The sequence below is a fragment of the Streptomyces sp. SID14478 genome (assembly GCF_010548525.1).
Classification (GTDB): domain Bacteria; phylum Actinomycetota; class Actinomycetes; order Streptomycetales; family Streptomycetaceae; genus Streptomyces.
This window is the reverse complement of record NZ_JAAGMG010001065.1, coordinates 64,409-90,309: the sequence shown is the minus strand read 5'-3', so window position 1 is coordinate 90,309 and position 25,901 is coordinate 64,409. Positions and strand designations below refer to the sequence as shown.

Genomic DNA, 25,901 nt, shown 5'->3' with positions numbered 1-25,901 from the left:
CGTGTCACACGGCTCCCGCGCCGGTGAGGGAGCGCACCTCCGTCTCCGCGTGCTTGGCCTCGTCCGGCGGCTCGGCACTGGTCAGCGTGCCCAGCCAGCCGGCCAGGAAGCCGAGCGGGATGGAGATGAGCCCCGGGTTCTCCAGCGGGAAGAACTGGAAGTCGACGCCCGGGAACAGGGACGTGGGGCTCCCGGAGACCACCGGTGACAGCACGACGAGCGCCAGTGCCGGCACCAGTCCGCCGTACACCGACCACACCGCTCCGCGCGTGGTGAAGTTCCGCCAGAACAGCGAGTAGAGCAGCACGGGGAGATTGGCGGACGCGGCGACGGCGAAGGCCAGGCCGACGAGGAACGCGACGTTCAGATCGCGGGCGAGCAGCCCGAGCGCGATCGCGAGCACACCGATCCCGGCGGCGGCCACCCGTGCCACCGCGACCTCGCTGTGCTGCTTTCCTCCGTGCTTCCCGGCGTGCCTGCGCAGCGACGCGTACAGGTCGTGCGCCACGGAGGCCGAGGAGGCGAGGGTGATCCCGGCGACGACGGCGAGGATCGTGGCGAAGGCGATCGCGGCGACGATCGCGAACAGCACCGTGCCGCCCGTGGAGTCCGCGCCACCGCCCAGATCGAGGGCGAGCAGCGGAACTGCCGTGTTCCCCGCGGCATTTGAGGTCCGGACGGCGTCGGAGCCCACGATGGCCGCCGCGCCGAACCCGAGCACGATCGTCATCAGGTAGAAGCTGCCGATGAGCCCGATGGACCAGACGACCGATCGGCGGGCGGCCCGCGCGGTCGGCACCGTGTAGAAGCGCGACAGGATGTGCGGGAGGCCCGCCGTGCCGAGCACGAGCGCGAGGCCCAGACTGATGAAGTCGAAGCGCGCGGTCCAGCTCCCGCCGTACTTCAGGCCGGGCACGAGGAAGTCGGAGCCGTGCCCGCTGCGCGTCGCGGCCGTGCGCAGCAGCTCGTCGAAGTCCCCGTGGAAGCGGGCCAGGACGAGCACCGTCAGGGCGATCGTCCCGCCCATGAGCAGGACGGCCTTGACGATCTGGATCCACGTGGTGGCCCGCATCCCTCCCAACGACACATAGATCACCATGAGCGCGCCCACGCCGACGACGGTCCACGCCTGCGCGCCCCCGCTCTCGCCACCCAGCAGCAGCGCGACGAGGCTCCCCGCGCCGACCATCTGCGCCACCAGATAGAGAACGGACACGGTGACCGAGGAAGTTCCCGCCGCGATGCGGACCGGTCGCTCCCGCATCCTGGCCGCCACGACGTCGGCCATCGTGAACCGGCCGCAGTTGCGCACCAGTTCGGCGACCAGGAAGAGCACGACGAGCCAGGCCACCAGGAAGCCGACCGAGTACAGCAGGCCGTCGTACCCGAAGAGCGCGATCAGTCCGGAGATACCGAGGAACGAGGCGGCCGACATGTAGTCACCCGCGATGGCAAAACCGTTCTCCATCGGCGAGAAGAGCCGGCCGCCCGCGTAGAACTCCTCCGCCGAGCCGTGCCGGTTGCGGCCCACCCAGGTGGTGATGGCGAGCGTGACCGCCACGAACACGCTGAACAGGACCAGCGCCAGGGTCTGATGGGTTCCCGTCATCGCTGGCCACCCTCACTGAGCGCCGAACCGTCCTGGTGACCCGTCCCGTGCGCCGTCGCCGTCCCGTTCACCCGCGCGGAACCGTTCACGCGAGGGGATGCGTCGATTCCTCGGGTCATCTCCTGTGTGTCCCAGCGCAGTTCGAGAGCTGCCCGGTCCCGGTGCAGCCTGGCGTGGCGCACGTACAGCCATGTCAGCAGGAACGTACTGGCGAACTGACCGAGCCCCGCGACCATCGCCACGTTCACGGAGCCCGCGACAGGGCGGGCCATCAACGTGGGCGCGCTGGTGGCCGCCACGATGTACGCGACGTACCAGGCGAAGAAGATCGCGCACGCGGGGAAGACGAACCTCCGGTACCGCCCGCGCACTTGCTGGAAGGCGGCACTGCGCTGCACCTCCAGATAAACCCCCGCCGTACTCCGCTCCCGGTGCGCGGACTGGGCGGGCACAACGGGTGCCGACGCACCCGTGCCGTCCCACTCGCCCCACCCAGAGGCCAGCGCGTCGTACCAGGGATCGCCCAAGCCGCCGCGATCACCTGCCCGAGACTGCGCCGTCTCGCGCCCGTCGTGCTTGTCCACCGAACTCTCCTTGTCCGCGGCCCACTGCGGCCGCGTGCCCAAGGATGGACAGACCGGGAAGATCCCGGACTCTCCTCGCAAGCCCTTCACCCCATTAGGTGATGGACGACTCCGGTGGCTTCGCGAGTCCGTGACGGTAGGCGTAACGGACGGCCTGGGCCCGGTCCTTGAGCCCGGTCTTCGCGAAAAGGTTGTTGATGTGCGTCTTCACCGTCGCCGTGGAGACCTGGAGCTCGCGCGCGATCTCGTGGTTGGTCAGCCCGTCGGCGATCAGCACGAGGACCTCTGCCTCCCTCGTCGTGATGCCGTCCGGCGGCTCCTTGGGCCCGGGCGCGACGGCTTCGGGCTGCGACAGTCTTTCCAGGAGGCGCCGTTGGATCTTCGGCGAGAGCCCGGCGTCGCCGGACAGCACGTCCTCCACGGCCCGCACGATCTCGTCCCCGCCCGCGTCCTTCGTCAGATAACCGCGCGCTCCCGCCCTAAGGGCCGGGAACAGCGATTCGTCGTCCGCGTACGTGGTCAGGATGACGACCTGGGTCCCGGGATACTCCGCGCGGATGCGCCGGGTCGCCTCGACACCGTCGCAGCGCGGCATGCGCAGGTCCATCAGGACGACGTCCGGGGCCAGTTCGGCCACGAGCTCCACCGCGACGTCGCCGTCTCCCCCGGCGCCGACCACCTCGATCCCCGGCAACAGCCCGAGCAGCATCACGATGCCCTCGCGCACCACCGTCTGGTCGTCGATCACCACCACACGGGCCGCAGGCCTGACCGCCCCTGCCTCGGCCCTGCTCACCGCGGAACCCTCAACGTGACCATGAACCCCTCCTCGCACGGTCCTGCCTCGAGCGTGCCGCCCAGCAACTCGGCGCGCTCCCTCATCCCCAACAGACCGTAACCGGAGCCACTGACAGTGAGTTCTCCCTGAGGCCGGGACGCCCCCGAGTCCCGTACCTCCAGGGCCACTTCGACCGGCCCGTACTCCAGCCGCATCTGTGTCTTCGCGCCCGGAGCGTGCTTGCGTACGTTCGTCAGTGCCTCCTGCGCGACTCTGCGGACCGCCTGGGAGGCCTCCGCCGCCAGCGGACCGCGCTCGCCCGCCACGGACAGCGAGGCCCCGTCCGAGGAGGCGACCAGCTCGCGCAGGAAGTCCTCCAGCGGAGTCATGTCGCCACGCAACGCGGACAGGGCCTGCCGCGTCTCGGACAGTCCGTCGCGGGCCATGCCGCGCGCCGCGACGACCCGCTCCAGGATCTGGTCCCGGTCGGCGCCCCGTTCGATGAGGAGCCGGGCGGCTTCCAGGTGCACGAGCTGCGCGGAGAGGCTGTGCGCGAGGACGTCGTGGATCTCGCGGGCGATACGGGACCGCTCGGCGAGCGCCGCCGACTCCGCCTCGGCCGCCCGCGCCGCCCGCTCCTGCACCAGCAGCCTTTGGGCATTGCCCCGGGCCTCGGCATCGAGCCTCAGCACGTACCCGGACAGGCACAACCCCACGACGATGACCGCGGTGGTCAGCCAGGCGTCGTTGTTGACCAGGGCGAACCCCGTGAGGGACGCCGCGGTGGCGGGCACCGAGGCGGCGAGGGGCAGCCGCTCGAGCGCGGAGACGGCGCAGCCGCACCACAACACGAGCGCCGGACCGATGAACCCGGACCACTGGGTGAAGATCGCGACGGCGACCAGAAAGGCGAGCAGTCCCAGAGAAGGCCACAACCGGTGGTCCAGGGTCGTGCGGAAGAAGGCCCATGCGGCGGCGACGCTCGCGATCAGCAGCACCGGGAGCAGGAGAAGAGCCCAGTCGTCGACGCCCCGCTGATTGACGGCGGTCCACACGAGGACCGCGAGCACGCAGAACCGTACGAAGCGCGTGAGCATCCGCCGGGCACGCGTCAGCCCCTCGCGGGAGAGCGCCTCCCGCGAGGGCCATTGCGTCCAGTGCCTGCGGGTCACCTCATGTCCTCCCAGACCGGCTGCACGGCCGGACCGACGTACGTCGAGCGCTCGCTCCCGGCCCTGAGCATCAGCAGTCCGGAGCGCACCAGGAGCGAGACGGCGAAGCCCAGCATGAGGGTCGACGTGCCGAGATGGATACCCCACGCCAGCCCCAGGCCGACGACGCCCACCCGGGCCACCATGCCCCCGATCCAGGTGCCGGCGGTCGCGGCCGTGCCCTTGACCCACACGTCGCCCCGCTCGTCGCTCCAGACGCGGGTGGTGACCGCCCAGCCGATCCCTATGCCGACGCTGACCAGAAGCTCGACGACGACGAGAGCCACCGAACCCGCCACGTGGTGGGCGTCCAGCAGGGCGCCGTCCTTGATCGCGAGGAAGCCGAGGATCGCGGGCAGCAACCACCACCTGCGGTCCGAGGACAGGCGCTGTGTCCTGAACTGACGCACGAGGACGAGCGCGACGACTGCGACGATCACCATCACAGTGCTCAGCCCGGACATGACGGCCTCCGTAAGGCTTTCGAGGGCGAACTGTTCAACGCCTTCGAAGCTACGGAAACCAGCAGCTCAGCGGATCGGAGCCGGGGTGGATCCTGGGTGGATCATGCGGCTCCACCCAGGGGTGGAGCCGCATGGTGCTACGCGTCGATGCGCGAGCGGTCGAGGGTCGCCGCGGAGCTGCTGATGAACTCCTTGCGCGGCGCCACGTCATTTCCCATCAGCAGGTCGAAGACCTGCTCCGCGGCGTCCAGCTCGCCGATGTTGATCCGGCGCAGCGTGCGGTGGCGCGGGTCCATCGTCGTCTCGGCCAGCTGGTCCGCGTCCATCTCACCCAGACCCTTGTAGCGCTGGATCGAGTCCTTGTACCGCGTGCCCTTGCGCTGCAGCTCCAGCAGCGTCTCGCGCAGCTCGCGGTCCGAGTACGTGTAGATGTACTTGTCCTGGCCCTTCTTCGGCTGGACCAGCTCGATGCGGTGCAGTGGCGGCACCGCGGCGAAGACGCGGCCGGCCTCGACCATGGGCCGCATGTAGCGCTGGAACAGCGTGAGGAGCAGGCAGCGGATGTGCGCGCCGTCGACGTCGGCGTCCACGAGCAGGATGATCTTCCCGTAGCGCGCCGCGTCGATGTCGAAGGTCCGGCCGGACCCCGCTCCTATGACCTGGATGATCGCGCCGCACTCCACGTTCTTCAGCATGTCCGAGACGGACGACTTCTGAACGTTGAGGATCTTGCCGCGGATCGGCAGGAGCGCCTGGAACTCGGAGTTCCGCGCGAGCTTGGCGGTGCCGAGCGCCGAGTCGCCCTCGACGATGAAGAGCTCGCTGCGCTCCACGTCGTCGCTGCGGCAGTCCGCGAGCTTCGCGGGCAGGGACGACGACTCCAGGGCCGTCTTGCGGCGCTGCGCGTCCTTGTGCTGGCGGGCCGCGATGCGCGTACGGGCCGCGGCCACGGCCTTCTCCATCACGGAACGGGCCTGCGCCTTGGCGTCGCGCTTGGTGGACATCAGGAACGCCTTGAGTTCCTTGGCCAGCACGTTGGCGACGATCCGGTTGGCCGCCGAGGTGCCCAGGACCTCCTTGGTCTGGCCCTCGAACTGCGGCTCCGCCAGACGCACCGTGACGACGGCCGTGAGGCCCTCCAGAGCGTCGTCCTTGACGATGTCGTCCTCGGCGACGCGCAGCAGCTTCTGGGAGCGCAGCGCCTCGTTCATCGTCTTCGTGAGCGACCGTTCGAAGCCGCTCACGTGGGTGCCGCCCTTGGGGGTGGCGATGATGTTCACGAACGACTTGATGGACGTGTCGTAGCCGGTGCCCCAGCGCATCGCGATGTCGACGCCGAGCTCACGGGTGACCTCGGTCGGCGTCATCTGCCCGTGCTCGTCGAGCACGGGGACCGTCTCCTTGAAGCTGCCCTGTCCGGTGAAGCGCAGGACGTCGCAGACCGGCTTGTCCTGCGCCAGGTACTCGCAGAACTCGCTGATGCCGCCGTCGAAGCGGAAGGACTCCTCGCCCTTGCTGCCGCCGTCGCCCAGGCCGAGCTCGTCGCGTACGACGATGGTCAGGCCGGGCACGAGGAACGCGGTCTGGCGGGCACGCTGGTGCAGGTTCTCCAGCGAGAGCTTGGCGTCCTTCAAGAAGATCTGCCGGTCCGCCCAGTAGCGGATCCGGGTGCCGATGCGGTTCTTCGGCACCTTCTTGGTCTTGCTCAGTCGCGCCGAGGGATCGAAGGGGGCGTCCGGGCCGGGCTTGGAGAACGCTCCGGGGACGCCGCGACGGAAGCTGATGGCATGGGTGTGTCCGCTGCGGTCCACCTCGACGTCGAGGCGGGCCGACAGCGCGTTCACCACGGAGGCGCCCACGCCGTGCAGACCGCCGGAGGCCGCGTACGAGCCGCCTCCGAACTTGCCGCCCGCGTGGAGCTTGGTCATGACGACCTCGACTCCGGACAGGCCGGTCTTGGGCTCGACGTCCACGGGGATGCCGCGGCCGTTGTCCCGTACCTCGACGGAGCCGTCGTCGTGCAGGATCACGTCGATGTGGTCGCAGTGGCCGCCGAGAGCTTCGTCGACGGAGTTGTCGATGATCTCCCAGAGGCAGTGCATCAGACCGCGGCTGTCGGTCGAGCCGATGTACATGCCCGGACGCTTGCGTACGGCTTCGAGCCCCTCGAGGACGAGAAGGTGCCGCGCGGTGTAGTTGGAACCGTCCCGGTCTGCTCCGGTCAGCAGCGCTGTGGACGGCACGGACGTTTCGGCGGTCACGCGGTTCGCTCCTCGCTGAATTTCAGATGGGGCCCTTATGGGTAAAGAGCCGGCGTCGGTCGACCGTCAGAGGGTACCGAGGCCTGGTAGAGCCGTTGTCACGCCACCCTCAACCTCAGCCCAGACTAGTCCACGGTCGCATGAGTGTTCGATCCCTCGTTGGAGTGAAGCCCACATCACGTTCCCTTCCAGGCATGAACCATTTAGGCTCCGGGCACGTCCTCATGAACAACCGGCAAGCCGGCCGGGAGGACCGACCTGACAGAACGCGCGAACCCGTAAGACACGTAAGAGACGCAATACGGCACATTCGCCGCCACCCGGCAACAGACAGCCGGTCTCGGAGAAATTTTTCGAGGAAAAGCCGCGAGCGGGAACGTTTTCGGCCTGGTTGGATGTTGACCCTGGTACGACAGCTCGTCGAGCTAGAGAAGAGGCGACGTGACTACTGTTCTGACCCCCGCGAGCCCGCTGACGGCGGCTGACCGCTGTGACCGTTGCGGCGCCCAGGCATACCTGCGCGTCGTCTTGATCAGCGGTGGTGAACTGCTCTTCTGCGCCCACCACGGTCGCAAGTTCGAGCCGGAACTCAAGAAGATCGCCGCTGAGATACAGGACGAGACGGAGCGGCTCACCGCTGCCCCGGCAAGTGCCGAAACCGAGGAACGCTGACGCCTCGCACCCACGACGAGCCAGCTCCGGCATCAGGCCGGTGATCGGGCGGCCAACCCTGCACCCCAGGGGCGGCCGCCCGTCCTCGTATCCGTCAGGCGTGCTCCCGCAGCACCCGGACCACGTCCGACACCCGGGTGTAGACGCCGGGGCTCCCCGCCCGTCCACAGCCGCTCCCCCATGACACCAGGCCGATGAGCCTGCCCCTGGCGACCAGCGGACCACCGCTGTCGCCCTGACAGGCGTCCTTGCCGCCGCGCGGCTCCCCCGCGCACAGCATCGTCGCGGGCACGTACCTCCCGTCCGAACTGCCCGGGTACGCCCGCTCGCACACGGCGTCGGCCAGCACCTTCACGTGCGCCGCGCGCAGCACGCGCGCGTAGTCACCGGCCCCCGTCGTGTCACCCCATCCGTAGACGTCGGCTCCCGTCCCCGGTTCGTAGGCCGGGTCGCCCTCATCCGCCATCGGGATCACGTATCCCCCGGGCAGCGGTGCGGCCAGTGTGAGGACCGCCACATCGCCGGAGTTCGTGGCCCCGTCGTAGTCCGGGTTGACCCACGCACTGCGGACCGCGACCTCCACGCCCTCGGACGACTGGAGATCGTCCCTGCCCGCAATCACTTTCAGGTCCCGCACCTCTTTGCGCGGCGCCCCGAGCACGTCCTCGCTCAGGCAGTGCGCCGCGGTGATGACCGTCGAGCGTGCGACGACCACACCACCGCAGAACTGTCCCGCGCGCGTACCCCCGAACCGGTCACGACTGGCGAGCGCCACCACCCACGGGCTGCCCGAGACCTGGACCTGCTGCCCCCCGATGACCCCCTCATCGGCGAATGCGGGCACCGACGGGGCCAGGGGCAACACGACCGCCGCGGCCAGCACGGCCAGCGGTGCTGTCAGCGCTCTCGCGAAAGGACGACGCATTCGGTCTCCTCACTCTGGGTTGCTAGGGAACACCCAGAGTGATTCAGCTGTGCCCTCCACGCACCGCGAGGATCCGCCCACAGCCACGTACGCCGAAGGCCCGGCATCACACCCGCGGACGGGGCGTGCCGGGCCTTCAGAGAGCCGTACAGCGGCCGGAGCCGCCTTGGTGACTAGTCGAGGTAGTCGCGCAGGACCTGCGAGCGCGACGGGTGGCGCAGCTTCGACATCGTCTTCGACTCGATCTGGCGGATGCGCTCACGCGTCACCCCGTAGACCTTGCCGATTTCGTCGAGCGTCTTCGGCTGACCGTCGGTGAGGCCGAAGCGCATGGAGACGACGCCCGCCTCACGCTCGGAGAGCGTGTCGAGGACCGAGTGCAGCTGCTCCTGGAGGAGCGTGAAGCTGACCGCGTCGGCCGGAACGACGGCCTCGGAGTCCTCGATGAGGTCACCGAACTCGCTGTCGCCGTCCTCGCCGAGCGGCGTGTGCAGGGAGATGGGCTCGCGACCGTACTTCTGGACCTCGATGACCTTCTCGGGGGTCATGTCGAGTTCCTTCGCCAGCTCCTCCGGAGTGGGCTCGCGGCCCAGGTCCTGGAGCATCTGGCGCTGCACGCGCGCGAGCTTGTTGATGACCTCGACCATGTGCACCGGGATACGGATGGTGCGGGCCTGGTCGGCCATGGCGCGGGTGATCGCCTGACGGATCCACCAGGTGGCGTACGTGGAGAACTTGTAGCCCTTGGTGTAGTCGAACTTCTCGACCGCGCGGATCAGACCGAGGTTGCCCTCCTGGATGAGGTCCAGGAAGAGCATGCCGCGGCCGGTGTAGCGCTTGGCCAGGGAGACCACCAGACGGAGGTTGGCCTCCAGGAGGTGGTTCTTGGCGCGGCGGCCGTCCTCGGCGATGATCTCCAGCTCGCGCTTGAGCTTGGGGGCGAGCTTGTCGGCGTTGGCCAGCTTGTCCTCGGCGAACAGACCGGCCTCGATGCGCTTGGCGAGCTCGACCTCCTGCTCGGCGTTGAGCAGCGGGACCTTACCGATCTGCTTGAGGTAGTCCTTGACGGGGTCGGCGGTGGCGCCGGCGGCCGCGACCTGCTGCGCGGGCGCGTCGTCCTCGTCGTCGTCGGACAGGACGAAGCCCTGACCCTCGGGGGTCTCCTCGCCCTCCTTGGCGGCAGCGGCGGGGGTCTCCTCGGACGCCTCGTCCTCGAGGAGCTCGTCGTCCTTCTTGCCGCCCGTCTTCTTGGCGGCGGTCTTCTTGGCGACGGCCTTCTTCGCGACGGCCTTCTTCGCAACCGTCTTCTTCGCGACGGCCTTCTTGGCCGGCTCGACCTCTTCAGCGACGTCCTCGGTGACCACCGGCTCCGGAGCGGCCGTGGCAGCGACCTTCTTGGCGGTGACCGTCTTCGCCGCGACGGTCTTGGTGGCGGTGCGCTTGACGGGGCTCTTGGCTGCGACGCTCTTTCGGGGACGCTTGGGCTCAGCGGCACTGACCATCAGCGTCACACCCTCTTCCTCGAGGATCTGGTTGAGGCTGCGCAGAACGTTCTTCCACTGAGTGGCCGGAATCTGGTCGGCCTCGAACGCACGGCGCACGTCATCGCCGGCGATCTGGCCATCAGCCTTTCCCCGCTCAATGAGCGCCATGACAGAGACGGACTCGGCGATCTCCGGCGGGAGCGTACGGGATGTGCTGGCCGACACGAACAACCTCTCGGAACGTTGGAAAACGGCTTCCGGCCCCGTCCTGTGTGGACCGGAGCCGACGACCGCCGACTTGGGGATGGGTCGACGGCGCGGGCAGGGCCGGGGAGATACACAGCGCCACGAACGGCTGCTGTATTCCTTCCTCGGCTATCACCTCTTAGGTCATCGCGTGGCCCCGAAGAGCGTTACGCCCAATCTGCGTGGCCCGAGTCACACCCCGTAAGCGGTCAAAAACTGACGGATACGGGCAGAGCCGGTCAGGTCGTGGCGCTGTTCGAGCGAACGAAGACCCATGTGGGCAGCCTCCCCAGGGGCCGCCCACACGTCCGAGTCGCCGGACAGCGCCCGCCTACACATGCGCACGGCACATGAAGGGGCGCCGTTCCGGCGACACCAGGTTCGTACTCCCTCGCTTCGCTGACGGCCTCGGCGCGGTCAGTGCTCGCGGGGAGCCGGCACCACGCGCTCGACCTCGGGGTGAACGATGAGCAGTTGGCGCATGGCCGCCTCGGCACCGGAGCGGTCGCCCGCGGCGAGCGCGTCGGCGATGCGGCCGTGGTGCCCGACGGAGGTCTCGTTGGGGCGGTCACAACCGGTGACGGGTCCGCCCGAGACCTGAAGGGCGGCCGAGACGATGCCGGACAGGTGTTCCAACATGCGGTTTCCGGCGAGCTGGATGAGCAGCGAGTGGAACTCCGCGTCGGCGCGGGAGAACGTGATCGAGTCCCCCTGCCCGAGCGCGTGTCCCATGATCTCGACCATGTCGACAAGGCGCTGCTGCACGTCTTCACGGCCATGGCCGGCGGCAAGGCGCGCGGCGAGCGGCTCGATCGTCCACCGCAGCTCGCTGAGCTCCCGGCGCTGATCGTCACGCTGCGGTCCAAAGGCACGCCACTCGATGATGTCCGGGTCCAAGAGGTTCCAGTCGCTGACCGGACGCACGCGCGTGCCCACGTTCGGCCGGGCGCTGACCAGGCCCTTGGCCTCCAGAACACGGAGGGACTCACGGACGACGGTGCGGGACACCTCGAAACGCTGGCCGATCTCCTCGGGCACCAGCGGGCGATCGGCGCCCAGGTCGCCGGAGACGATCATCTGCCCCAATTGCTGGACGAGTTGGCCGTGCAGACCGCGGCCCCGGCTGCCCGCGGCACGCCGGCTGACACGGCCGAGATCCTGGTCCGGGCTGTCCCATACGGGGGCGCCGACACGGTCGGCGGCCGACTCCCCGTAGGGATAGCGGTCGAGTTCGCCCGGTCCTGCGAGGCCTGAGTCGGCGGAGCGGGCGGCGGTCATCATGGTGTGCGCAAGGGTACTCACGGAATGAGTTGTCGGCGTCGCCTCCAACTCCCTTGAGGTCTTTGGTGAAAAGCACACGAAAGGGTGATCTCCTCCCTCGCTGCAATTGACGCCTTATCGGAAAGAAATGGGCGTTCCAGGGGGAGTTGTGTGCGGCGGGGGAAAGGAAGGCGCCGGACGGTCGTCATCGCACCCTGGGACGCAGCACCATGAGCAGATATGCGCAGAGCAGAGCGCTGAGCGACAACATCAGCGCCCCGCCGACGGGTTGGGCGATCATCCGGACTCCGGCGGCGACGAACCGCTCCGCGCCGAACGGCCAGTGCACCAGAGCGAGATCTCGCAGTCTGACCGGAAGTCCCGCCGCCGTTCGCACAGACGGACCCTCCAAGGCCTTTTGTACGAGTGGCACGATGACGATGGGAACGGCCACCACAGCCGCGAGTCCGGCCGCGGTGGAGCGGAACACGCCGGACGCGAGAACGCCTGCCCAGGAGCACGCCACGACGAGTACGAGCCAGCTCGCGCTCAACGAGGGCCAGTCCGCGGGAACTTGAGTGAGCTCCGATCCGTATACGAGATGGAGCAGCGCCGCGTCACAGCCGATGACGAGGACGGCCAGGATGAGGGCGGTCGCCGATCCGACCAGCAGTTTGGCGGCCAGCAGTCCCAGGCGGCGGGGGACGGTGCCCCGGTCGGCGGCTAGCGCGGGATGGCGGAATTCGTCACCGAAGGCGAAGGCTCCGAGCAACCCTGCGCCCAGGGCTGCGGGCGGGAGGGGCAGCTCCTGTGGCCAGGCGGCGAGGAGGCGGGGTTGCGGGGTGTGCCCGGCGCGCGCGAGCACCACCGAGAGGAGCGCGGAGAGCGCAAGGACGAGAGCGGCGGTGACGTATCCGGTGGCGATGCCGGTCGCGCGGCGCAGTTCGTAGCGCAAAGGACGCAGCGGGCTGCGCGCGTGGCGGACGGCGATGGGCGGCGGCAGGTCGGGCAGGGCCGACCCGCCCCTGGTCGACGAACTCTCGGGGCGGCCCGGGTCGTCAGCGGTAGCACCGGTGGCCTTGGACACGGGCGTGGTGTCGACGAGCGCCACGAACGTGCTCGACCTGGCCCCTGTGTTGAGGGAGTCGGCGTCGCGCGCGTCGGAGGGCCGCTCACCGGTCTCGGTATCGGCTCCTACGGCCGTGGCCTGCCCGTTCGGGCTGTCGGCCGGAGGGAGCGCACGTGCCACCGCAGGGCCCGCGTCCCCGATCTCGTCGGCGAGTTGGTGGACCAGGATTCCGTGGCGGAACGCCGTCTCCCCCACGTCCGCGCAGGTGCTGCCGTACACGGACAGCCGACTGCCGTCCTCCGGGACCACCTCGACGGTGCGCTTGGCGGTGCGCGCTTCCTTGGTCAGCAGGACGCCGAGACGTGCGGCGTGGGGGCTGCGGACGGCGACCCGGGGACGCAGTCGCGTGCGCGCGAAGTCGCTGACGTCTTGGTCCGCCGCCACTGCGCCCTCGTCGAGGGTGACGACCCGGTCGGCGGTCCGCGCCGCCTCCTTGGGGTCGTCGGTGGTGAACAGGACGGTGCCGCCGAGCCCCGCATGGGCCCGCAGAATCCCGTGCAGCCACTTGCTCTCGCGGTGGGACAGTCCGCTCGCGGGGCCGTCGAGGACCAGCGTGTGCGGGTCTGCGAGCAGGGCGCAGGCCAGGCCGAGCCGCCGGTCCATGCCGCGGGACAGGGTGCCCAGACGTTGGTCGCGCAGGCTCACCAGACCTACGACCTCCAGCACTTCGTCGGCGCGCTGGACCGGAACCCCGGCGGCCGAGCACAGCATGCGCAGCTGTCCGCGGACCGTACGGGCCGGATGTCCGGGCACATCGCCGAGCAGGACGCCGACTTCACGAGCGGGGTACGTGATGCGATGCAGGGGGCGGCCTCTGAAGTAGGTGATGCCACGGCCCTGTTGGAGTTCGAGCATGAGCCGCACCACGGTCGTCTTGCCGGCTCCTCGGGCACCGAGCAGTGCGGTGACACGGCCCGCGTGCGCCTCGAAGGACACGTCGTCGACCGTGGGCGGATTCTCCTTACGGGCGTTGCTGGTCAGTCCGATGGCCTGGATCATCGCTTCTCTCGCAGGATGGGCGACCGCTCGGCGGCCGGGGTCCGTCCGCCGCTGGGCGGCCGATGAACCCCGCGGGTACTGCAGCAAGATAACGCGATATTTCCGGCTTTTCGGGCAGGGGGCCGCCGCGCCCCGTCGGCGGCGGGATCAGATGTCCGGTCGCAGCATCGGCGGGTTGAGGAGCGTGGCCCCACCCGCACGGAAGAGCTGGGCGGGGCGGCCGCCCTGACGGGTCGTCGTCCCCCCGGTCGGCACCAGAAAGCCGGGGGTCCCCGTCACCTTGCGATGGAAGTTGCGCGGATCCAGTGCGACGCCCCAGACCGCCTCGTAGACGCGGCGCAGCTCACCGACGGTGAACTCCGGCGGGCAGAACGCCGTGGCCAGCGACGAGTACTCGATCTTCGAGCGGGCTCGCTCGACCCCGTCCGCCAGGATCTGGGCGTGGTCGAAGGCGAGCGGTGCGGCCGGCTCACCCTCCCGCCCGTAGCCGCTCCTGCCGAGCAGGTCCTCGACGTGGGCCCAGCGCGCGCTGTGTGCGTCGCCGCCCGCGCGCGGTGCGGGCAGGTCGGGGGCGAGCGCGAGATGGGCGACGCTGACCACTCGCATCCGAGGATCCCGCTTCGGGTCGCCGTAGGTGCCCAACTGCTCCAGGTGCGCGCCGTTGTCCTGCGCGGGTCCGGCCGGATCGTGGGCGCAGAGCCCCGTCTCCTCGGCGAGTTCACGCGCGGCCGCGGCTGTCAGATCCTCGTCTTCCCGGACAAAGCCACCGGGCAACGCCCAACGCCCCTGAAACGGCGTCTCACCTCGGCGTACCGTCAGCGCACACAAGGCGTGGCGGCGCACGGTCAGCACGACCAGGTCGACGGTGACAGCGAAGGGCGGGAAGGCCGACGGGTCGTAGGGCGACATGGAACGATCATAGTCGTCTGCCTGACGATAAACACTCCCTTCGCTTGTTGCTTCCGCACTTCGTGAGGCTGTTCGCTCAGAGGTCCGGACGGCCCCGCCCAAAGGGTCACACCCCCAGCTGCAGGGTGTCCGCGGCCTCCTCCACCATGGCGAGGCCGAGCCGGCTGACCCGTACGGAGAAGGCGTGCCCGCCCACGCGCATGCCGGTCAGCCCGAGCTCCCCGAGCGGGGCGCTGCGCACCGGGGACAGCGTCACCGTGCCCGCCGGAACGTCCGGGCGGATACCCGCGAGGGTGGCCAGGAGGTGCACGCCCGCGGCCGCGGCGACGGCGGCGGGTCTGCAGGCGGCCGGATGCGGCAGCGGAGTTGCTCCCTCGACGCGCTGCTCCCCCGCGTACATCTCGGGCAGCCGGTAGCCGAAGGCCTCCGCCGCGGCAAGGACTCCCCCGAGCAGCGAGGCCGCCTCCTTCTCGTACCCGGCGACGGCCAGCCCCGCGACGGCGACCGCCGTCTCCTGGACGCGGACCGCTCCCCCGCGGTGGCCGAAGGGGTTGTACAACGCCTCCTTCACGCCCAACGTGCGCAGTCCCCAGCCCGAGTCCAGACCTGGACCGCCCAGCAGACGCGCGAGCTGCTCGGTCTGCACCTTGTCGAGGAGACTCGGCGCGTGCACGCCCGCTCCGAGCAGTCCGGTGTCCAGGAGGTGGGCGGCACTGCTGCCGAGATACGGGACCGGACGCCCGTCGACGGTGCGTGCCGCCGCGGGTCTGCCGCCTCCCCGGTCCTCGATCCAGAAGTCCTGCCGGAACCGTCGGCGCAGTTCTTCCGCCCACTGGCGCAGCTCCGCGCCGCCGGCTCTGTCGTACGCGTCGAGCAGGTCGGCGCCGAGGACCGCTGCCCGGTGGGCATGGGCCTGGGTCTCACACCGCAGCGGTCCGCCAGGGCCCGGATCCGGCAGATACGGCCCTTCGCGCACGGCCGTGCGCAACCACTGCAGGCATCGCTCCGCCGCGGGCAGCAGCTCCACGACCTCCTGCTCGGCCAGGCCCCAGCGCCGGGCCTCCGCCAGGAGCACGGGGAACAGCAGGGTGGCCTCGATACCGGTGCAGCTCGGGGGCAGGCCCGTGCCCATGTGTCGCAGTGGACCGGGCAGGCGCCCGAAATCCCCTCCCGGTTCCGCCTGTTGCGTGCGCGCGAGGGCCCGCAACGTGCTCCCCGCGAGGCGGGTTCCCAACGGCAGCGCCATGCGTGCGGCCGCGAGCGCCTCGGCAGGGGCGGGGCCACAACGCCAGGGTGCGCCCGCGGCCAGATACACGTCCGGCGGATGCGCTGGATCCCGCACCAGGAGTGCTTGCAGGTCGTCGATGCAGGTCCGCAGCAGGGGCCCCACGCGCGGGTCGTCGCCGTGTGCCCGGGCCGGGGCGAGTGGCCGGACCGCACCGTGCCCGGCCGCTCTGCCCAACCCTGCACCGTCCGCCCGCACCTTGAGCTCCACCGTGCACGAGCCTCCGGGTGGCAGGTCGATCTCCCAGCGGAGCAAGCCTGCGGAGGCCAGGGCGTCCATGGGTGCGGGTGTCGTGGTGACCACGGCATGGCCGGTGGGCGACGACCAGCGCATGCCCGCGTCGTGGACGGTCGCGGGCACTTCGGGCCCCGCGTTCCCGGAGGCCACCGCTCCGAGCTCGGCCAGGTCCGTGGCGAGCGCCACCTCCAGAGGCAGCCGCAGCGGCCGCGGAGCAGAGCTGTGGAGCGTGATGCGTTCGGTTCCGTCCGCGTGCCGGATCCGCTCCACCACGACATCCGGATCCGGCCCCGCGTCCGGGGCCGCGCGCACGGTCGCCACGAAACGCGCACGGTCGGCCGCCACCATGCGGGCCTGCACGGCGAGCGGTTCGCGGCCCGCCACCCGGATCTGGCAGCGCGACAGAAGCCTGCGCCCTCCACGGTAGAAGCCTTCGAGCCCGCGGGCCGTCAGCTGCCCTTCCTCGTCGGAGGAGATCGCGAGACCGGGCAGAGCCACGCAGATCAACGCCCGGTGGGTGGACGGAAGTTCGGAAGCCCGTCGAGTCACCGGGGTCCGGCCTGCCGGTGGGGCAGCGGGCGAGGTCGTGTGCGGCCGACGGGGCGGAGGCTGCGGACCGGTGTCCCGTATCGGGACGAGGCCGCCGTCGAGGAGCGACGCAGGGGGCTGCCGCGCGGCATCCGCCGTCACCGTCGACACCTCCCCGGCGCACGCACCGCGCAGGACGCGGCAGGCGCGCCCCCGCCGAGCGGACGACTCACTGGGCCGTCGCCCGCGGTGGCCCACATGGTCAACTCCCCCACGGGGCACCTCCTTTCGCGCACGGTCGCGCGAGGCGCCGGCATCCTGCCGGGTCGGTGGACGAGCGGACGGCACGGCCCGGCCGCCGCTACCGCCACACAGGTGAACGGAGCCGCCCCTCCTCAAGTAACGCCACAGGGCGACGAACCGCCGACGTTCCACCCGGCAGACGGCTGTCGCCGCCCTGTTCACCCCTCGCCCCTGGAGCGCTGCCTGCCCGCGCGACGGTGACCGGTGGGCCGCCGAGGTGCACGGGCTCCCGCCCGGGCGGGCCGGGTCCCCGCTCGCTGACGACGCTCGCCCCGTCGGCGCAGTGCGGCTTCCAGGCCACGAGCCGCCCGGGACACTCCCGGGTCCACCGCGCCTCCCGGAGTCACCGCGACCACGGGCCCCGCGTCTCCCACGGGATCCGCGGCCTCCATCGTCCCGCGCTCCGCCCGCTTTCCGCGCAATGCGCGACGCACCGGCTCCGCATCGACCCCTTCGGCCCGCGCCGCGTTGAGCAGTTCGGCGAACTTGTAACGCGGATCGACCGTGAGGGCCATCTCCAGTGCCTGGTCGGCCTCCGTCGTGTCGCCGAGCGACCAGGCGACCCAGCCCGCGAGTGTCAAGGGCGCCGCGGCGTGCTCTCCGTAGGGGCCGACGCAGCGGCGAGCCAGAGCCCTCCACAGACGCAGTGCGGAGGGGGCCTCCACGCCCTCCATCCACTCCGCAGCCCGGTCGCGGGTCACCCGGTCCTGAAGGCCGAGAATCAGCGCGGCGGCCTCGTCGTGCGCCACCAGTTCGTCGTCCTTGAGGTCCGCGTCCGGCGCCTCCTCCACGCACGGGGCGTCCGCGAGACGGCGCATGAGGCGCTGCGCCAGGTCGAGGGTCTCCGCCTCCACCTCTTCGCGCGGGACTCCGGCAAAGATTCTCGGCACGAGCTCCATCGCCGCCGCGTCCAGCGCCCGCGTCTGGTCCGCGACGAGTGCCGTCTCCAGTGGGGCGAGCCGCGCCCGCACTTCCTGCACCGATGCGCGGACACGAATACCGGCGTAGGCCGCCGTGGCCGCCATCACCGACGTGCCGCCGGCGACGATGGCACTGCCCTCCGGCGGGCAGCAGTCCGGACGCGGGCAGCAGTAGGACCAGTACCTGCCGCCGGAGAGGCAGAGCGCCTCCGTGACCGGCACGTCCAGGCTGCCGCACGCCGTTCGCAGCAGTTGGGCGAGAGGACGCAGTCGCTCCATCACGCGCTGCGCGGAGGCCGTGCCCGGATCCGCCGCGTCCTGGCAGAGGAACGCGACGATGCTGTCCGGGCGACCGTCCCTGCGCTCGCACTCGCCGATCAGGCAGCGGGCCATCTGCTGCGCGACGGACAGCCAGTCCTCGGGACGCTCGGGGATGCCGAGCCGCACCCGCCCGCCGAATCGTCCTTGGTGCAGGGCGACGAGCACGACGCTGTCGTCCGGGCGGAACCCGAGCAAGTACGGGAGCGCCTCGGCCAGTTCACCGGCCGTGCGCAGGGTGATCTTCGCCTCGCCGGTGATGCCGGCGGGCTCGCTGTGATTCGTCATGGGACGACCATGCCGCGTTTCGCTGGATTCCGTTTTGCCCTGTGGATAACCTCGATCAGGGACACGACACGAGTTGTCCACAGGCCGAGGGGCTCGTTCGCGCAATGTCAGTCCCATCGGGTTGCATGGGGGCATGAGCAACGAAGATCTGCGCTCGGCCGCCGACGCCGTCCTCGCCCGCCTCGTCTCCGACCCGAGCGGCACCGCCCGCCTGCGCGAGGACCAGTGGCGTGCGATCGAGGCCCTGGTCGCCGACCACAGACGCGCCCTTGTCGTACAGCGCACCGGCTGGGGCAAGTCCGCGGTGTACTTCGTGGCGACCGCATTGCTGCGGGAACGCGGGAGCGGGCCCACGGTGATCGTGTCCCCGCTCCTCGCGCTGATGCGCAACCAGGTGGAGGCGGCCGAGCGTGCCGGCATCCGCGCCCGCAGCATCAATTCCTCGAACACGGAGGAGTGGGACGCCGTCCGGGCCGAGGTCGCCGCGGGCGAAGTCGACGTACTGCTGGTCAGTCCGGAACGACTCAACAACCCGGACTTCAGGGACAACGTGCTCCCTCAGCTGGCCGCCGCCACCGGTCTGCTCGTCGTCGACGAGGCGCACTGCATCTCGGACTGGGGACACGATTTCCGTCCCGACTACCGGCGCCTGCGCACCATGCTCGCCGATCTGCCGCAGGGCGTCCCCGTCCTCGCCACGACCGCGACGGCCAACGCGCGCGTGACGGCCGACGTCGCCGACCAGCTCGGCACCGGCGGCGGCTCGGACGCCCTGGTGCTACGGGGCCCGCTCGACCGCGAGAGCCTGAGCCTCGGCGTGCTGCAACTACCGGACGCCGCGCACCGGTTGGCTTGGTTGGCCGACCACCTGGAGGACCTCCCTGGCTCGGGGATCATCTACACGCTCACGGTCGCCGCCGCCGAGGAGGTCACGGCGTACCTGCGCCAGTGCGGCCACACCGTGGCCTCGTACACGGGGAAGACGGAGAACGCGGATCGCCAACAGGCCGAGGAGGACCTGCTGGCGAACCGGGTGAAGGCCCTGGTGGCCACGTCCGCGCTCGGCATGGGCTTCGACAAGCCGGACCTCGGGTTCGTCGTGCACCTCGGCTCGCCCTCGTCGCCGATCGCGTACTACCAGCAGGTGGGGCGCGCCGGACGTGGTGTCGAGCACGCGGAGGTACTGCTGCTGCCGGGCCCGGAGGACGAGGCGATCTGGCGCTACTTCGCCTCGCTCGCGTTCCCTCCCGAGGAGCAGGTGCGACGCACGCTGGACGTGCTCGCGCAGTCCGACAGGCCCCTGTCCCTGCCCGCCCTCGAACCTCTGGTGGAGCTGCGCCGGTCCCGCCTGGAGACCATGCTCAAGGTGCTCGACGTGGACGGCGCGGTGCACCGCGTCAAGGGCGGCTGGATCGCGACCGGCCAGCCCTGGACGTATGACACCGAGCGCTATGCGTGGGTGGCCAAGCAGCGGGAGACCGAGCAGCAGGCGATGCGTGACTACGTCACGACGAGCGGCTGCCGTATGGAGTTCCTGCGCCACCAGTTGGACGACGAGGCGGCGACCCCCTGCGGGCGGTGCGACAACTGCGCGGGAGGCCGGTTCGACTCCGCCGTCTCGCAGGAGGCCCTGGGATCGGCCCGCGGCGAACTGGGGCGCCCCGGTGTCGAGGTGGAGCCCAGGAAGATGTGGCCCACCGGTCTCGCGTCCGTGGGCATCGACCTCAAGGGGCGCATTCCGGCGGGTGAACAGGCAGCTGCCGGGCGGGCGCTGGGCCGCCTGTCGGACATCGGCTGGGGCAACCGACTGCGGCCGATGCTCACCCCCCAGGCCCCGGACGGGCCGGTGCCGGACGACGTCGCGAGGGCCGTCGTGGAAGTCCTTGCCGACTGGGCCAAGGGGCCGGGCGGCTGGGCGAGCGGCGCCTCCGACGCATCACCGCGCCCCGTCGGTGTGGTCACCCTGGCCTCCCACACCCGCCCTCGACTCATCGAATCTCTGGGCGCGGGCATCGCGCAGGTCGGCCGCATGCCCCTGCTCGGGAGCATCGCCTACGCGCCGGACAGCGACACCGCGCACATGCCCCGCAGCAATAGTGCCCAGCGTCTGCGTGCCCTCGACGGGACCTTGACGCTGCCGCCGGAGCTGACCGAGGCACTCGCGCGGGCGGGTGGCCCCGTGCTGCTCGTCGACGACTACACGGAGACCGGATGGACGCTGGCGATGGCGGCCCGGCTGCTGCGCCGGGCGGGCGCCCAGGGGGTGTTGCCGCTGGTCCTGGCGGTACAAGGCTGAGGCACGCGTCGGCGTCCCACCCTTTGGGCAGGGATATAGCCGACGCATCGCCAGATACTGGCCCGCGACCACAATTGCTCGTTGCCGTGCGCCAGTGCGACGGGAAGAATTGGCAGCGCTCCCCGCGCGGCTCCCGTGGTCCGGGCTGTGCCGCGGTGCGCTCCCCGTCCGACCCCGCGCTCAGTGTGGGCGTATAGCCGAAGGGAGGACCGTGACCTTCGGATTCGCTCCGTCCTCGGCCGCATCGACGTCCGCGTCCTCGATGCGCACCGAGAGGTCCACCGATTCCACCGACCGACCGACGAGGCTGCTGGAACCCGCGGAGTGGGCGGCAGCCGGCATACCGCTGCTGCGCAATCCGCGCGAGGTCGTCACCGGCCTGCACACCCGCCACCGGCCGTTGCCCTCCACCGCCGTGGTGGCTGTTCTCGATCCGGAGGAGCGGCTGAGAGCGAGCGCCTCGTTCATCCGCCGGGAGAACGCCACCGACGGCTGGACGTTCCGCAACGCCCTCCTCTCGCAGCTGCGCCGGGTCATCCCGCACGACCTGCGGCGCCGCACTCCGGTTCGTACCGCGGTCCTGCTGTACTGCCGCGAGGGCGACCAGCGTTGGACGGAGGAGGACGGAGCCTGGATGTGGGGGCTGCGCGACGCGTGCACCTTGCACGGCCTGCGTTGCGGGGCGTACATCACGATGACGAGGGACGGCTGGCAGGTGCTCGGCGAGGGCCGGGGCGGCCGGCGCCCCAGCGTCGGCTCGATAGCCGAAGTCCTCGGCGGCGACCAGGATTCGGCGCCGCGGACCGGTGGCGCCGCGACGGAGATGCTCCGCCGCGCGGCGGCCCGCTGAGCCGAGGCCGCACACCGGCCCGTCGGGCCCCCGAACACCGGCGAGCGGTGCGGGTGGCCGACGAGCTGCGTGTCAGACCCCGGCGCCCAGCAGCGAGTTGATGCGCTCCGTGTTGCCGCACACGATCAGCAGGGCACCGGCCCGGCCGAGGGCGAGCGGCAGCGTCGTCGCGGCCGTCTCGTCGGGGCCGCCGTTCACGGCGACCACGACCACGGGCCTCGACGCGGCACGGTCCAGGGCGGTGGCGTCGGCGTAGAAGACGTCGTCGCCGGAGTCGTGCTGTGCCCAATAGGCGTCCTCGCCGAACGACAGCTCGTGCGCGGCCCACGGGTGCGGGTCGCCGGTGGTGATCACCAGGACGTCGCCGGGCGCACGGCCCGAGTCGAGCAACAGGTCGACGGCTTCCTCCGCGGCGTCCAGCGCACCCTCGACCGAGGCCGGGAGGAGCTGGATCTGCGGCCGGGAGGCCGAAGTCGACGGGACGGCAGGGGCGTTGGTCCCCTGCTTGGCGGCGGCAGCCGGCTCGCGCGGGGTGCGCTGCGCGGGCGGCATGGGCCTTGCGGGACCCGGACGGCCGGGTCGCGGCGGCGCCGCGGAACGCGGGCCGGGTACGGGACGAGGGGTCGGCGCGGTGCGGGGACCCTGGGCGCTCTCGTGAATCTGAGGCTCCTCGGGAATGAGAGGCATGAGGTGATATCTATCAAACACAGGTGTGGCTCGCGCCAGCGGGTGGCACATCAGTGCGAACGCAGTGGTCAGAAGTCGAAGCCGAGCTGGCCCTCGATTTCCGGAACACTTGCGTCCGCCCAGCTGCGGGCCTTCTTGAGGTGCCGCCACTGGGGCAACGCATCAAGATACGCCCACGAAAGCCGGTGGTGCGGGGTGGGCCCCCGCTCCTCCAACGCGGCGCGATGCACCGGCGACGGGTATCCGGCGTTGGCCGCAAACCCGAAGTCTGCATGGTCGATGCCCAGTTCGGCCATCATTTTGTCGCGACGGACCTTGGCGATCACCGAGGCTGCGGCGACAGCGATGCAGGAACGGTCGCCCTTGATCACCGTACGGACCTTCCAGGGCGCACCCAGGTAGTCGTGCTTCCCGTCCAGGATGACCGCGTCCGGCTGGACCGGCAGACCCTCCAGGGCGCGCACCGCAGCGAGACGCAGCGCCGCGGTCATCCCCAGGTCGTCGATCTCCTCGTGCGAGGCGTGCCCGAGGGCGTGCGCGGTGACCCAGCTCTCCAGCTCCGTGGCGAGCGTCTCGCGCCGCTTGGGGCTGATCAGCTTGGAGTCGGTCAGCCCCTCGGGCGGGCGGCGCAGCCCCGTGACGGCGGCGCAGACGGTGACCGGGCCGGCCCAGGCACCGCGGCCGACCTCATCGACACCGGCGACGATCTTGGCTCCGGTGGTGGCGCGCAGTGAGCGCTCGACGGTGTGAGTGGGTGCTTCGTACGGCATGGCGGCACACAGCGTACGCCGCCGCCGTGCCGCCGCGACACCCGGCCGGGCTCAGTCCGCGTGCCGCCGCACCAGGGGCACCACGACCTGGTCGATCATCTCCACCAGATCCACCTCCACCCATTCGCTTCCGCACACCTTGGAGCGGTACATCATCATCGCGGGGATGACGTCGTACACGGAGGAGTTCGCGGCGTCTGGGCGCACCTCACCGCGCTCGATCCCACGGCGTACGACCTCCTTGATCACCTGGACGCTGGGCTCGATGACACCTTCGACGATCACCGCATGGAAGCGTTCGGCGGTAAAGGTGTCGCATTCGTGAAGGACAGACCGCAGAGCAAATCCGGGTCGTGAGTACATGCCCTCCCGGATCTGCCGGCACAGCTCCAGCAGGTCCTCCCGCACGCTCCCGTGGTCAGGGATGGAGTCCAGCTTCGGCAGTCCGGCCTGGAGGGCGTCGACGACGAGGTCCTCCTTGGAGGGCCAGCGCCGGTACACCGCGGCCTTTCCGGTCTGCGCGCCCGCGGCGACGCCTTCCATGGTGAGGCCGTTCCAGCCGACCGTGCTGAGCTGGTCCAGGGCGGCATCCAGGATGGCCCGTTCCAGTACGGGACCACGCCTGCGCATCGCGGCGGCCGACGGAGCGGAGGAGGCCGTCCAGCGCGAAGTAACCATCGTCATCTCTCCGTTGAGCAGGGCGAGCGGTACGAGACGCGCGGCAGCGATGTCGGTGAACGGGCACGTTCACCGCAGGGGAGTCGCCGCCGCAGACGCGACAGTGAACAGGATCATTCACCGACCCGCTCGTGGGGGGTCCATAGTGACAACCTCTCCGTCGACGCAGGATCAGCACCCGGGAGCCGTGCATCGGTTGGGGCGCGCGAGACGCACTCACCGTCATCGCCGCCCGCCCGCGGCGGGCCCACGACGCGGCCACTCCCTCGGTGAGCATGTCAGGCAGTCCCCGTTCTGGCGATAACGCGGACACACACCGGAAGCGATCGACCGGTCAAGAGCCGCGTACAGGCGATCAGTTGTCGCTCGCGGGGCGGACCTTATGGACGGCGGTGTCGTCGGGGTGCAGTCGCCGTCCGTCGGCGGCCACCACCTCCAGCGGACGGAGGCGCTGGCCGTTGTCGCCGTCGACCAGTTCCGAGTGCGGTTCTCCCGGGGCGAAGAAGTTTCGTTCGCCCCACTGCCGCAGCGCCACGATGACGGGAAAGAGCTCCTTGCCCTTCGCCGTGAGGACGTACTCGCGGTAGGCGCTGCCGTCCGAGGCCGGGACGGATTCGAGGACGCCGCCGGCGACCAGCGCCCGCAGGCGCGCGGTGAGGATGTTCTTCGCGACGCCGAGGCTGCGCTGGAACTCTCCGAAGCGCCGGCTCCCGTCAAAGGCGTCCCGCACGATCAGCAGGGACCACCAGTCCCCGATCGCGTCCACCGACCGGGCAACGGGACATTCACTGTCGTCGAAGCGCGTCCTGGTCACCACGGCGCCCCTCACCTTCTCTTACGCATACTGGTTGCAACATGCTACCAAAAGAAGTTAGCGTCCACGTGGTAGCAACTTGCAACCACGTGGATAAAGGAGTGCTAATGGACGGCAATTGCGAGGCCGTGACGCAGCGACCCGGGCCCCGCGACCAGGAAGGTGCCACGTTCGTCCTGCCCCGGGGCGTCATCCTCCTGTTCGCCGCCGCCTGCGGGGCCTCGGTGGCCAACGTCTACTTCTCGCAGCCACTCCTGGTGACCATGGGGCACGACCTCGCCATGAGCCCGGCACTGGTCGGCGCCGTGGTCACGCTCACGCAGGTCGGTTACGGCGTCGGGCTCTTCTTCCTCGTGCCGCTGGGCGACGTGGTTGACCGCAGGCGGCTCATCGTGTGCCAGTTGCTGCTCCTGGTGGTGGCACTGGCCGTGGTGGCCTCTGCCCGCACGGCGGCAACCCTGCTCGTCGGCATGGCTGCGACGGGCCTCTTCGCCGTCGTCACACAGACATTGGTGGCCTACGCGGCATCTCTGGCGGCAGTCGCCGAGCGCGGGAAGGTCGTCGGACTGGTCACCAGCGGCGTCCTTCTGGGGATCCTGCTCGCCCGCACCGCTTCCGGCCTGATGGCCGACCTCGCGGGCTGGCACTCCGTCTACCTGGCCTCCGCGTCACTCACGGCACTGCTCGCCCTGATCCTGCACCGGGTACTGCCGCGCCGCCCTCCTGCCCCAGCGTCGCCCCTGCGCTACGGACAGCTCCTGCGCTCGACCGTCACCCTGTTCGCGACGGAGCGCGTGCTGCGGCGCCGCGCCCTGTTCGGCCTGCTTGTCTTCGCGGCCTTCAGCACCTTGTGGAGCAGCGTCGCGCTGCCGCTCAGCGCGGCCCCGTATTTCCTGTCCCACAGCGCGATCGGGGCGCTCGGACTGATCGGGGTCACCGGCGCCCTGGCCGCGACCGCCGCGGGTCGCCTGAACGACCGCGGACTGTCCCGACGCACCACCGGCATCGCCTTGTCCCTGCTCACTGCCTCATGGCTCCCCTTGGCCTTCACTCGCAGCTCCCTGTGGGCCCTGGCCGCGGGGGTGGTCCTACTCGACCTGGCGGTACAGGCGGTTCATGTCACCAATCAGACCCTGATCTACGCGCTCCGCCCGGACGCCGGCAGCCGACTGATCGGCGGGTACATGATCTTCTACTCCCTCGGCAGTGCGACCGGCGCCCTTTCCGCGAGCACCCTCTACGCGGCGTCCGGTTGGGGTGCGGTCTGCGCACTGGGTGCCGCGTTCAGCTGCCTGGGACTTGTGGTGTGGGCGTTCGAGCGACGTCAGTGAACGGGCCGCACTCGCCGGGAGTCGCCCGTCCCAGGGGCTCGGACCGAGGTCGCCGAGACCCGACA

Annotated in this window: 21 protein-coding genes; 4 read left to right on the top strand and 17 right to left on the bottom strand. The window is 70.5% G+C overall.

The genetic code is table 11. From position 1 onward, the window contains the following. Positions 1–4 precede the first annotated feature (4 nt). The 6 genes from G3I40_RS34385 to G3I40_RS34360 form a co-directional block, all read right to left on the bottom strand. Positions 5–1,609: a cation acetate symporter gene (locus tag G3I40_RS34385; protein WP_164558756.1), complete on the bottom strand. Its 1,605-nt coding sequence runs from the start codon at positions 1,607–1,609 to the stop codon at positions 5–7. Then, positions 1,606–2,235, bottom strand: coding sequence for a DUF485 domain-containing protein (locus G3I40_RS34380; RefSeq protein ID WP_164558755.1), 630 nt, complete (start codon positions 2,233–2,235; stop codon positions 1,606–1,608). The genes G3I40_RS34385 and G3I40_RS34380 overlap by 4 nt, the downstream gene beginning before the upstream one ends. Positions 2,236–2,287: 52 nt before the next feature. Continuing rightward, on the bottom strand, positions 2,288–2,989 hold the full coding sequence (locus G3I40_RS34375) for a response regulator transcription factor (protein WP_164558754.1): 702 nt from the start codon (positions 2,987–2,989) through the stop codon (positions 2,288–2,290). Next, complete coding sequence (locus G3I40_RS34370; RefSeq protein WP_164558753.1) at positions 2,986–4,143, bottom strand: histidine kinase; 1,158 nt, start codon at positions 4,141–4,143, stop codon at positions 2,986–2,988. Before G3I40_RS34370 ends, G3I40_RS34375 begins: the two co-directional genes overlap by 4 nt. Next, a complete protein-coding gene (locus tag G3I40_RS34365) occupies positions 4,140–4,646 on the bottom strand; it encodes a DUF1453 domain-containing protein (protein ID WP_164558752.1) in 507 nt (168 codons plus the stop codon). The genes G3I40_RS34370 and G3I40_RS34365 overlap by 4 nt, the downstream gene beginning before the upstream one ends. A gap of 137 nt (positions 4,647–4,783) precedes the next feature. Then, a complete protein-coding gene (locus tag G3I40_RS34360) occupies positions 4,784–6,907 on the bottom strand; it encodes a DNA topoisomerase IV subunit B (protein ID WP_164558751.1) in 2,124 nt (707 codons plus the stop codon). Positions 6,908–7,348: 441 nt separating this feature from the next. On the opposite strand from G3I40_RS34360, the gene G3I40_RS34355 reads away from it, so the two are divergent. Beyond that, a complete protein-coding gene (locus G3I40_RS34355) occupies positions 7,349–7,579 on the top strand; it encodes a hypothetical protein (protein WP_018535956.1) in 231 nt (76 codons plus the stop codon). Between the two features lie 94 nt (positions 7,580–7,673). On the opposite strand, the gene G3I40_RS34350 is transcribed toward G3I40_RS34355, so the two are convergent. From G3I40_RS34350 to G3I40_RS34320, 7 genes are all read right to left on the bottom strand, one after another. Next, positions 7,674–8,504 (bottom strand): serine protease, encoded by an 831-nt coding sequence (locus G3I40_RS34350; protein WP_164558750.1) that lies wholly within the window; start codon positions 8,502–8,504, stop codon positions 7,674–7,676. A 173-nt stretch (positions 8,505–8,677) separates the two neighbouring features. Further along, positions 8,678–10,213, bottom strand: coding sequence for an RNA polymerase sigma factor (locus G3I40_RS34345; RefSeq protein ID WP_164558749.1), 1,536 nt, complete (start codon positions 10,211–10,213; stop codon positions 8,678–8,680). A 438-nt stretch (positions 10,214–10,651) separates the two neighbouring features. Continuing rightward, the gene (locus G3I40_RS34340; protein ID WP_164558748.1) at positions 10,652–11,536 is read right to left on the bottom strand and encodes a FadR/GntR family transcriptional regulator; all 885 of its coding nucleotides are present in this window, start codon (positions 11,534–11,536) and stop codon (positions 10,652–10,654) included. A 163-nt stretch (positions 11,537–11,699) separates the two neighbouring features. Then, the gene (locus G3I40_RS34335) at positions 11,700–13,622 is read right to left on the bottom strand and encodes an ABC transporter ATP-binding protein (RefSeq protein ID WP_164558747.1); all 1,923 of its coding nucleotides are present in this window, start codon (positions 13,620–13,622) and stop codon (positions 11,700–11,702) included. A 147-nt stretch (positions 13,623–13,769) separates the two neighbouring features. After that, positions 13,770–14,531: an NUDIX domain-containing protein gene (locus G3I40_RS34330; protein WP_164558746.1), complete on the bottom strand. Its 762-nt coding sequence runs from the start codon at positions 14,529–14,531 to the stop codon at positions 13,770–13,772. Between the two features lie 106 nt (positions 14,532–14,637). Next, a complete protein-coding gene (locus G3I40_RS34325) occupies positions 14,638–16,560 on the bottom strand; it encodes a glycogen debranching N-terminal domain-containing protein (RefSeq protein WP_203645269.1) in 1,923 nt (640 codons plus the stop codon). A gap of 482 nt (positions 16,561–17,042) precedes the next feature. Continuing rightward, on the bottom strand, positions 17,043–18,410 hold the full coding sequence (locus G3I40_RS34320; RefSeq protein WP_164558744.1) for a DUF4192 domain-containing protein: 1,368 nt from the start codon (positions 18,408–18,410) through the stop codon (positions 17,043–17,045). A 133-nt stretch (positions 18,411–18,543) separates the two neighbouring features. Here G3I40_RS34320 and G3I40_RS34315 point away from each other — a divergent pair, with 133 nt between their 5' ends. Both G3I40_RS34315 and G3I40_RS34310 read left to right on the top strand, forming a co-directional pair. Further along, the gene (locus tag G3I40_RS34315) at positions 18,544–20,706 is read left to right on the top strand and encodes a RecQ family ATP-dependent DNA helicase (RefSeq protein WP_164558743.1); all 2,163 of its coding nucleotides are present in this window, start codon (positions 18,544–18,546) and stop codon (positions 20,704–20,706) included. A 211-nt stretch (positions 20,707–20,917) separates the two neighbouring features. Next, entirely contained in the window at positions 20,918–21,556 is a 639-nt protein-coding gene (locus G3I40_RS34310) for a hypothetical protein (RefSeq protein WP_164558742.1), read from the top strand. Positions 21,557–21,628: 72 nt separating this feature from the next. On the opposite strand, the gene G3I40_RS34305 is transcribed toward G3I40_RS34310, so the two are convergent. The 4 genes from G3I40_RS34305 to G3I40_RS34290 form a co-directional block, all read right to left on the bottom strand. Further along, a complete protein-coding gene (locus tag G3I40_RS34305; RefSeq protein ID WP_164558741.1) occupies positions 21,629–22,243 on the bottom strand; it encodes a hypothetical protein in 615 nt (204 codons plus the stop codon). Positions 22,244–22,311: 68 nt separating this feature from the next. Then, on the bottom strand, positions 22,312–23,013 hold the full coding sequence (locus G3I40_RS34300) for a ribonuclease HII (protein ID WP_164558740.1): 702 nt from the start codon (positions 23,011–23,013) through the stop codon (positions 22,312–22,314). 51 nt (positions 23,014–23,064) lie between these two features. Continuing rightward, the gene (locus G3I40_RS34295) at positions 23,065–23,691 is read right to left on the bottom strand and encodes a TetR/AcrR family transcriptional regulator (protein WP_164558739.1); all 627 of its coding nucleotides are present in this window, start codon (positions 23,689–23,691) and stop codon (positions 23,065–23,067) included. 355 nt (positions 23,692–24,046) lie between these two features. Next, entirely contained in the window at positions 24,047–24,508 is a 462-nt protein-coding gene (locus G3I40_RS34290; RefSeq protein WP_164558738.1) for a helix-turn-helix domain-containing protein, read from the bottom strand. Positions 24,509–24,606: 98 nt separating this feature from the next. On the opposite strand from G3I40_RS34290, the gene G3I40_RS34285 reads away from it, so the two are divergent. Beyond that, positions 24,607–25,836 carry an MFS transporter gene (locus tag G3I40_RS34285; protein WP_343245110.1) on the top strand — a complete coding sequence of 410 codons (1,230 nt, stop codon included), beginning with the start codon at positions 24,607–24,609 and terminating at the stop codon, positions 25,834–25,836. Positions 25,837–25,901 lie beyond the last annotated feature (65 nt).

Coding starts and splice junctions, on each gene's coding strand:
- G3I40_RS34365 (WP_164558752.1), bottom strand. CDS start 4,646: ATGTCCGGGCTGAGCACTGTGATGGTGATCGTCGCAGTCGTCGCGCTC.
- G3I40_RS34300 (WP_164558740.1), bottom strand. CDS start 23,013: ATGCCGTACGAAGCACCCACTCACACCGTCGAGCGCTCACTGCGCGCC.
- G3I40_RS34320 (WP_164558744.1), bottom strand. CDS start 18,410: ATGACGAATCACAGCGAGCCCGCCGGCATCACCGGCGAGGCGAAGATC.
- G3I40_RS34330 (WP_164558746.1), bottom strand. CDS start 14,531: ATGTCGCCCTACGACCCGTCGGCCTTCCCGCCCTTCGCTGTCACCGTC.
- G3I40_RS34295 (WP_164558739.1), bottom strand. CDS start 23,691: ATGGTTACTTCGCGCTGGACGGCCTCCTCCGCTCCGTCGGCCGCCGCG.
- G3I40_RS34315 (WP_164558743.1), top strand. CDS start 18,544: ATGAGCAACGAAGATCTGCGCTCGGCCGCCGACGCCGTCCTCGCCCGC.
- G3I40_RS34305 (WP_164558741.1), bottom strand. CDS start 22,243: ATGCCTCTCATTCCCGAGGAGCCTCAGATTCACGAGAGCGCCCAGGGT.
- G3I40_RS34385 (WP_164558756.1), bottom strand. CDS start 1,609: ATGACGGGAACCCATCAGACCCTGGCGCTGGTCCTGTTCAGCGTGTTC.
- G3I40_RS34350 (WP_164558750.1), bottom strand. CDS start 8,504: ATGCGTCGTCCTTTCGCGAGAGCGCTGACAGCACCGCTGGCCGTGCTG.
- G3I40_RS34335 (WP_164558747.1), bottom strand. CDS start 13,622: ATGATCCAGGCCATCGGACTGACCAGCAACGCCCGTAAGGAGAATCCG.